Origin of the sequence: Marisediminitalea alba (assembly GCF_002993365.1) — a bacterium.
Classification (GTDB): Bacteria; Pseudomonadota; Gammaproteobacteria; order Enterobacterales; family Alteromonadaceae; genus Alteromonas; species Alteromonas alba.
Genome location: NZ_PVNP01000011.1, coordinates 21,951 through 30,054, shown reverse-complemented (window position 1 = coordinate 30,054; position 8,104 = coordinate 21,951). Strand labels below are relative to the sequence as shown.

Below are 8,104 nucleotides of genomic sequence, written 5' to 3'. Positions count from 1 at the left end.
GGTCCTTGATGTCTCAATGAAAGAAGATGAATGCCAGATATATCGTGGCAATGCCGCCGAAATACTGTCAGGAGCGAGGAAGCTTGCCTTGAACATGCTTCGTGCGGAGACAACCAGAAAAACGAGTGTGCCACGGAAACAGAAGCGTGCGCATGGCAGCACTGATTACTTGGAAAAGGTGTTAGCGGCGGGTTTGGTAGCGTTGAACGAAATTTGAGCACTCATGCTCTCGCCCTGGGCCTTCTATACATGGTATTGAATGGGTGTGGGGGATTACCCGCAGGCTTGTACCACCACAACATTCACCCCGTGTTGGCGAATTTTATCGAGTGCCTGCGGATCAGCATTACTGTCGGTAATGATGGTATCCACCGCATCCAGCCCGCAGAAGATAAGGTTACCTTTAATGCCTATTTTGCTGCTATCCACCAGTACAATCAGTTTGTCAGCCCGTTTTCTTAGCTTTTGCTCAGCCAGAATTAATAACGGATCGGTTTCCATTACGCCGAATTCACTGACGCCGGGAGAGCCCATAAACATTTTGCTGCCGCGATAATTTTGCGTGGTATCGTTTTCAAAGGAACTGAGAATAATGCTTTGCTTACGGTACACCTCGCCGCCAGGCAAGGTCACCTGATTCTGGCTGTTTTCCAGTAATTCATGGGCCAGTACAAAGGAATTGGTGAGGATATTCATCCGCCTTTCAGCCAGAAACTCTGACATCATAAAGGTTGAAGAGCCACCGTTAATTATAATCGCCTCACCGTCTTCACACAGTTCGGTAGCCGCTTTGGCAATCATGCGTTTAGTGTCGGTATTACGCTCTCTGTCGACTAAAAAGGCGTTACCGGAAATCTTAATATTAGAAACAGCACGATCGTCGAGCGCCTGCGCGCCACCACGAATTTTCTTAATTTTTCTGGCATCAGCCAGCTTGTTTAAGTCGCGGCGAATAGTGGCTTCAGAGGAGTCCAGCTGACTACACAAGTCTCTCACGCTAACAAAGGTACTTTCATCCAGAATGTCCAGAATCAGCTGATGACGCTGCTTTTCAAGCATTATACTGCCCTTATAATCAATATTGTTCAGGGAGATAATATAGTCACCTATTTGTTCACAATCAATCATAAAAGCTAAAATATGATTGATTGTGATGATTCATTACGATTACTACTGAGCAGCACGGCTAGCAATAGCGTAGTACCACTGCGCCTTATACTGGGCCAGCTGGTTAAAGGTAGCCGTTGTGCAAGGCACAAGGTCGGTGACCTGTTGCTGCCGGTGGTTAAAGTCCATCAACGCGGCGGCGCCCATCACCGTGCCGGTATTATCCGAGGAGAGCATCACCGGTTGATGGGGCCGAAGTTGAGCTACCAACTCACAGAGCACCGGGTTTTTCAAAAACGCCCCTTCGATGTACACCGGCCCGCTGGCGTTGAGGTCGTTCAGGCGCTGATCGATCATTAACGCACAGTACAAGGTTGCAATAGCCTGCGGCGACGGCGGCTTATCCGGGCACAGTAAAGCCGGTTCGGCATGACCAAAAGGCCCGTTGCCCTGACTAAAATCAGGAGTAACCATCCAGCGTTCATCAATAGCCTGCTGAATAGACTCGACTTCTGCTCCCATGCTGATATCGCCACCGAGGAGCTGACAAATGGTTTCGTATTCACGCCCGCCCATAAAGCGAGCACAATTAACCGGGCGGCCAAAAACATCCACATTGGCCAGTGTATCCCGGGCCGCTTTCAGATTATCCACCGACCGGTTCGTTTGCATAATAATGGTCCAGGTGCCGGAGGAAATTACGTTCAGCGTCTGGTTACTGTCATTATCGGCTGGCAGATATCGCAGCAGGCTCGCATTGCTGTCGTGAATCCCGGCATAGAGTTTACAGGTTGCAGATAACCCCGTTTGCTCAGCCACTGGCTCACTCACGCAACCCAACTCGTCCCAGGCATTTCGCAACGGCGGAAAATACTTTCGCCACTGACACTTGTCAACCAGCGAAGAATAGTCCTGCCCCTGCGGTTGCCACAGGTCTGTATGGCAGCCTAATGACGTTACTTCACTGGCCGGCTCGCTGCCCAGTCGCCACGCCCAGTATTGCGGGTACATAAGAATATGGGTAGCACTGGCAAACTCATCAGCAAACTTATGTTGTAACCAGAACAATTGCCGTCCGAGATTAAGCCCTGCAGGTAATTGCGGCGACAGGGTTTCAGAAAAATCAGGACGAACGCCAGCATAATCGCTATTACACTCTTCCACGCCGTCAAACTCGTAATCAACTATCGGCAGCACCAGTGCTGTATTGCGGTCTTTTGCGTTATGGTTCACCAGCGCCGCCGTGGCGCCGTGAGTGGTAACCACCAGCGCGGCAATTTCGGCGGTGCGCGGATAAGCGCTTAATGTGGTACATAACCATTGCCAGATAGCATCTGTGTCGGCATGGGGGTAAAGCCCCTCCTGCGGTGCATTTTTACTGGTAAAGCAAGCCTGCTGCTGAGCATCCTCGAGCACCAGCAACTTAATATGAGTTTTACCAATATCCACAACGGCGTTCAGCATTAGAGGCTCCCAACGAACAAGGCCGACATAACGGCAAAAGCAAAGACAGCCTTTTAGACTATCCCCTGTTAACAATACTGAAACAAATTACACAAAAAATCATCTTCAATCAATATCAATCAAAAAGAAAAGGGGATTTAACATTTAGGGAGGGGCGTCACGGCGTACAGATAGTTAGTTATATAAGACTAATCTCCGGTTTCTCCAATCATACGGTAGTGGTGGTTTGAGGCTGCTACAATTGTACAAATATTAGGTCTGACAAACCTACTACAGTTCAAAGGAAGAACATGCAAGATAAAGAAAAGATAGCTATTTTTATTGATGCTGATAATGCACCGGCGGCGAAAATAGATAAAGTTCTGTCTGAGCTTGCCAGATATGGCGTCGTTAATATCAGAAAAGCATACGGCAATTGGAAAAGCCAGACCCTAAAGCCTTGGGAAGATCTGCTTTTGGACTATGCTATTCAGCCAATACAGCAGTTCGATCTCACAAAAGGCAAAAACGCAACGGACATAGCGCTTGTGATTGATGTCATGGATGTCCTTTACACCAAAGACGTTGATACTATTTGTCTTGTATCTTCGGATTGCGATTTCACGCCACTTGTTACCCGATGTCTTGCCGATGGTAAATTCGTAATTGGTTTTGGCGAACGTAAAGCCCCCTCACCATTCGTGAATAGTTGCTCCAGGTTTTTGTACTTGGATACTGAAAATCAACAGGCTACTCTCCTACAGAAGCCAGAAGGAAACCTTAAAAGCAATACAAAGCTAATGAATTTACTCAGGCAAGCCATCGATGCAGTTAGCGAAGACGACGGTTGGGCCAAACTGGGCCCTATCGGCAACCATATTTCTAACCACGCATCCTTTGATCAGCGAAACTATGGCTTTAAAAAGCTCAGTGACTTATTTATGGCCATAGATTTGTTCGAAATGAAGAAAACAAATGGCTCAGTAATTTGGGTTCGTGATAAGAAGAAAGCGAAACTGTCGTCAAAATAAAGGACAGGCACACCATTGGGTCCTGACGGTGTGCCCGTGGCTAATTATCAGCCAATGCCAAGCTCTTTTAACTTTTTATCCAGGCCCGGATAAACCCGGCGTGCATTGCCGGAATAAACCTGTTTACGTTGTTCGTCGGTTAAGTCCAGCGCGTCAATGTAGCGCTTGGTGTCGTCGAAGTAGTTACCCGTTTCCGGGTCGATGCCACGTACTGCACCAATCATCTCGGAGCCAAACAGAATATTGTCGAGATCGATCACTTCAAACAATAAATCGATACCTGGTTGATGGTAAACACAGGTGTCGAAGAATACATTCTTCATCAGGTGCTCCCGCAGCGGCGGTTGCTTAAGCATATCTGCCAGGCCGCGATAGCGCCCCCAGTGATAAGGTACCGCACCACCACCATGGGGAATAATAAAGCGCAGGTCCGGGAAGTCTTTGAACAGGTCGCCCTGTAATAACTGCATAAATGCAGTGGTATCGGCGTTCATATAGTGGGCGCCGGTGGCATGGAAATTTTCGTTACACGAACCGGAGACATGGATCATGGCTGGCACATCCAGCTCTACCATCTTTTCATAAAAGGGGTACCAGCTTTTGTCGGTCAGCGGCTTGGAAGTCCAGTGACCACCGGATGGGTCCGGGTTGAGGTTACAGCCTACAAAACCCAGTTCTGTTACGCACCGCTCCAGTTCTGCGACGGAGTTTTTAATCGGCACGCCAGGCGACTGCGGTAATTGACACACGCCAATGAAATGCTGAGGGTACAGATCTACAACCCGTTTGATCAGGTCGTTACAGGCGCTGGTCCACTGCCTTGAGACCGCCTCGTCACCAATATGATGGGCCATAGCGGATGCTCGGGGTGAAAAAATAGTCATATCTGAGCCGCGTTCAATCAGCAGTCGCAGCTGGTTCTTTTCGATACTTTCCTGAATTTGTTCGTCACTGATGTGCGGCACTTCAGGCAATGCTTTGCCATCCTTATACGCTTTTAACTGCGCTTCGCGGAACAACTGTAATGGTTCCGGCGCTGTGGTGTAATGGCCGTGGCAATCAATAATCATAATATGCGCCTTGTTTATTATTCATTCACTTCGTTAGGGGTAAACGCGCTATCAGGGATCATCACTTCCCCGCGCATCAGCAGTCGTGCCGTTCTGAGTAAGGCAGCCCGGCGTATGTTAAGCGTATCGACAGACTCAGCACCATCTACGTCCATAGCAACGGTAAACTGACCAGTCGGATGTTCTATTTGCAGGGCATCAAATCCAGTATCCTGCCCGCCCAGATACTCGTTGCCCACCGCCCCCTCGATAACACAGGCGGTGGCTACGCTAACCGAGGCCAGTACACCAATAGCATCATGCACACGATGGGGGATAAACGAACGGGTATTCACCAACCCACCTTTTACAGCAGGCGACAACAGGGTCATTTTCGGTACTGTTTTACTGCTGACATCGCCCAGGTGCATTTTTTCACCGGCTTGTAATCGAATGGCTTCTACCCGGCTTTTTAGTTCAGCCATGGCTTCTATTTGTTCCGGCGGTTCGTTGCCGGTAATGGCAAAGTCTCTCGCGTTCATCAACACTACCGGCATGCCGTTGTCGATGCAGGTTACGGTTATACCATCGAAGATGTCAGTCACATTACCAGTGGGTAATAGAGCCCCACAGCTGGAGCCGGCAATGTCGAGAAAGTCTATCAGCACAGGCGCTGCGCCACCTGGCACACCATCAATTTCGGCGTCGCCTTCATACACGGATTTGCCGTCTTTAACCTGGACCTGAGCCACCGCCAGAGCGCCGGTATTTACCATATGGATGCGCACGTCAGTAACGCCCTCAACAGCCGTTACCAGCCCTTCGTCGATGGCAAAGGGCCCAACACCGGCCAGAATATTGCCGCAGTTCTGGGCATCACTGACTACAGCCTTGTCGACCACCACCTGCAAAAACAGGTAATCCACATCAGCGTCTTCGCGGCTCGATGGACTGATAATAGCCACCTTGCTGGTAAGCGGGTGTGCACCGCCAACGCCGTCAATCTGGCGGCTATCCGGCGAGCCCATTGCCGCCAGCAAAACCTGATCGCGAACGGCACTGTCAGCGGGTAAATCTTTAGCCTGAAAGTACAGCCCTTTAGAGGTACCGCCGCGCATTAAACTGCAGGGGATAGCTTTCACGCTTTTTTACCGTTGGTGTGTTCTTCGTAAGTCACATAACGCAGGCCTTTCTCGGCCAGACGCTCGCGCATATTGTAGATATCGAGCCCAAGCTCACCGTTAGCCAGGCGCACTCGCTTAGACTCTTCGTTGGCTACCCTTTTAAGCACTTTTTCGTGTACTTCGTCGGCTTCCTCACGGGCAACCACCACTACGCCATCTTCGTCGGCAACCACCATATCACCTGGGTTTACCAGCGCACCGGCACACACCACCGGCACATTTACGCTGGCAATGGTTTCTTTTACCGTGCCCTGGGAATAAATGGCTTTCGACCACACCGGAAAACCCATTTCTTCCAATGTGGCGGTATCTCTTACGCCACCAGCAATCACCAGTCCTTGCACGCCGCGGGCTTTTAAAGATGTGGCCAGTAGATCGCCAAAGAAGCCATCATTGCACGGACTGGTTGGCACCACCACCAGCACATCCCCTGCCTGACACTGTTCAACCGCCACGTGGATCATCCAGTTATCGCCCGGCGCTACCTGGCAGGTCACCGCTGGCCCGGCAATTTTCGCCGGCTTATAAATAGGCGTCATGTATTCCGCCATCAGCCCTTTGCGCCCCTGAGCCTCGTGCACTGTGGCCGCTTCGGCCCCTGCGTAATTTTCGATTGTTTGCTTTGCTGGGCGTGGACACCCGGTAACACATACCGCCATAACAGCCTCGATGAAGTTATTTCTGATGAAATCAGTATGCGCCCGACAGCGCTGAAATTCCGTTTAGAAAGATGTAAAAGTCCATTAGGATTTTCTATAATGATAAAAAACGCCAAAGAGACATACTGTGCAATTTAATATCCGACACCTGTTCTGCGCGCTGGAGATACGCAAGCATGCTAATCTCTCCGAGGCGGCCAGACATGTTCACCTGACCCAGTCGGCGCTTACCCAGAGCATTCGAAAACTGGAAAAGTCTATTGGCGTACCGTTATTCACGCGGGCAACGACAGGTATGTTTGTCACCCCTCAGGGTGAAGTCTTTTTAAACCGTTTTGAACGTGGTTTTGCGTACATAGAGTACTTCGCCAACACGCTTTTTAGTGCCGATCGCACTGCCCGGTTAATCTTTCTGCGTGGTATTAGTGCCCGCCAGCTGGCTGCCTTAATTCAGGTGGTTGAACACCAAAGTTACACGGCAGCATCACGGGTCATGGGCTTAACCCAGCCCACCCTGCACCGGACCATAAAAGAACTTGAAACCCTGTGTTCACAGAGTTTGTTTACCCGCTCTCCTACAGGAGTCGAGGCCACCTGGCGGGCACGTCAGTTAAGCCGTTTGGCCGGGCTGTACTTTGCGGAGCTGCAACAGGGGCTGGATGAATTACAGGAGCTGGCAGGTTCTGGACACGGTTCACTTAAACTGGGCAGTCTGCCGTTAACCCGCACCAGTATTATCCCCAATGCCGTGCTTAAACTAACCGAGGTTGCGCCGCAGGCGCACATCAGTATTGTGGATGGCCCTTATGAGGAACAGCTTCATGCCCTGTTGCACGGTCAGATTGATATTTTAATTGGTGCACTGCGCTTTCCCCCACTCAGTGATGAAATTACTCAGCATCATCTGTTCGATGACAATTTATCGCTGGTTTTTAGGAATGGCCACCCGCTGGCTTCTCAGCCCGCACTTAACAGTAACGACTGGTCATCACTCAAATGGGTAGTGCCTAAAACCGGTACGCCAGCCAGAGCCATATTTAAAGATCTGTTTGGTTCGATGAATTTACCCGTGCCAGGTGACATTATTGAGTGCAGCTCTTTAGTTGCCACCCGGGGCTTGCTCATTAACAGCGACCGCGCCGCCTTATTGCCAGCCAGACAAGTTGAGGTAGATGTTGAAGCGGGCTTACTCGCAGTAAGCCCGTTAGCACTTCGCGATCCGGCCAGGCAAATTGGCTATACAGTCCGTAAAGGCTGGACACCTACCCGATTGCAGGCCAGTTTTCTGACCATTCTGGAACAATCTACCTGTTAAGCTTGCGCATACCGGATACGTTGTGGAACCGCCCCTGGCAAGATTACACCCAGCTCGGACTTTGTTTTTTCGCTGCGTTCATTGCAGTAACTCCAGCCGAATCGACGCTTTCAAGGCAACATTGTAACCGGTACCTCCGCGACTTTTTAACACTAGCTTGTGACTTATCGCTACATCGCAAAAAGAAGAGTCTGACGATCAAGCTTCGCAGTTAAAGGCTCATAGCGCGATTAATAGCTACTACGTTGTGAAAAAAAATAATAGCCGCAAAAAACCACCTCGTTACCATTCGTTAACAGTTTGTTTACGCTTGCGT

At 50.0% G+C, this 8,104-nt stretch carries 8 protein-coding genes; 3 read left to right on the top strand and 5 right to left on the bottom strand.

Translation table 11 applies throughout. The features are described 5' to 3' along the window. A partial coding sequence (locus tag C6Y40_RS24890; RefSeq protein ID WP_420836918.1) for a transposase occupies positions 1 to 217 on the top strand: 217 nt, incomplete at its 5' end. Between the two features lie 56 nt (positions 218 to 273). On the opposite strand, the gene C6Y40_RS01350 is transcribed toward C6Y40_RS24890, so the two are convergent. Both C6Y40_RS01350 and C6Y40_RS01345 read right to left on the bottom strand, forming a co-directional pair. Next, on the bottom strand, positions 274 to 1,059 hold the full coding sequence (locus C6Y40_RS01350) for a DeoR/GlpR family DNA-binding transcription regulator (protein WP_105932976.1): 786 nt from the start codon (positions 1,057 to 1,059) through the stop codon (positions 274 to 276). Between the two features lie 111 nt (positions 1,060 to 1,170). Then, positions 1,171 to 2,571 carry an FGGY-family carbohydrate kinase gene (locus C6Y40_RS01345; RefSeq protein ID WP_205664730.1) on the bottom strand — a complete coding sequence of 467 codons (1,401 nt, stop codon included), beginning with the start codon at positions 2,569 to 2,571 and terminating at the stop codon, positions 1,171 to 1,173. A gap of 290 nt (positions 2,572 to 2,861) precedes the next feature. Here C6Y40_RS01345 and C6Y40_RS01340 point away from each other — a divergent pair, with 290 nt between their 5' ends. After that, positions 2,862 to 3,581 (top strand): NYN domain-containing protein, encoded by a 720-nt coding sequence (locus C6Y40_RS01340; RefSeq protein WP_105932969.1) that lies wholly within the window; start codon positions 2,862 to 2,864, stop codon positions 3,579 to 3,581. Between the two features lie 47 nt (positions 3,582 to 3,628). Here the strand turns inward: C6Y40_RS01340 and C6Y40_RS01335 are convergent, their stop codons facing one another. Genes C6Y40_RS01335 through C6Y40_RS01325 form a run of 3 tightly spaced genes read right to left on the bottom strand, consistent with a single transcriptional unit; the run spans position 3,629 to position 6,473 of the window. Then, complete coding sequence (locus tag C6Y40_RS01335) at positions 3,629 to 4,651, bottom strand: amidohydrolase family protein (protein WP_105932968.1); 1,023 nt, start codon at positions 4,649 to 4,651, stop codon at positions 3,629 to 3,631. Positions 4,652 to 4,668: 17 nt separating this feature from the next. After that, positions 4,669 to 5,772: a 4-oxalomesaconate tautomerase gene (locus C6Y40_RS01330; RefSeq protein ID WP_240621811.1), complete on the bottom strand. Its 1,104-nt coding sequence runs from the start codon at positions 5,770 to 5,772 to the stop codon at positions 4,669 to 4,671. Beyond that, positions 5,769 to 6,473 carry a 4-carboxy-4-hydroxy-2-oxoadipate aldolase/oxaloacetate decarboxylase gene (locus C6Y40_RS01325; RefSeq protein WP_105932967.1) on the bottom strand — a complete coding sequence of 235 codons (705 nt, stop codon included), beginning with the start codon at positions 6,471 to 6,473 and terminating at the stop codon, positions 5,769 to 5,771. The genes C6Y40_RS01330 and C6Y40_RS01325 overlap by 4 nt, the downstream gene beginning before the upstream one ends. A 127-nt stretch (positions 6,474 to 6,600) precedes the next feature. Between C6Y40_RS01325 and C6Y40_RS01320 the strand changes: the two genes are divergently transcribed. Beyond that, on the top strand, positions 6,601 to 7,788 hold the full coding sequence (locus tag C6Y40_RS01320; protein WP_105932966.1) for a LysR family transcriptional regulator: 1,188 nt from the start codon (positions 6,601 to 6,603) through the stop codon (positions 7,786 to 7,788). Positions 7,789 to 8,104 lie beyond the last annotated feature (316 nt).

What these genes read in the sequence shown, in the direction of transcription:
- C6Y40_RS01350 (WP_105932976.1), bottom strand. Translation starts at nt 1,059, where the DNA reads ATGCTTGAAAAGCAGCGTCATCAGCTGATTCTGGACATTCTGGATGAA.
- C6Y40_RS01345 (WP_205664730.1), bottom strand. Translation starts at nt 2,571, where the DNA reads ATGCTGAACGCCGTTGTGGATATTGGTAAAACTCATATTAAGTTGCTG.
- C6Y40_RS01340 (WP_105932969.1), top strand. Translation starts at nt 2,862, where the DNA reads ATGCAAGATAAAGAAAAGATAGCTATTTTTATTGATGCTGATAATGCA.
- C6Y40_RS01335 (WP_105932968.1), bottom strand. Translation starts at nt 4,651, where the DNA reads ATGATTATTGATTGCCACGGCCATTACACCACAGCGCCGGAACCATTA.
- C6Y40_RS01325 (WP_105932967.1), bottom strand. Translation starts at nt 6,473, where the DNA reads ATGGCGGTATGTGTTACCGGGTGTCCACGCCCAGCAAAGCAAACAATC.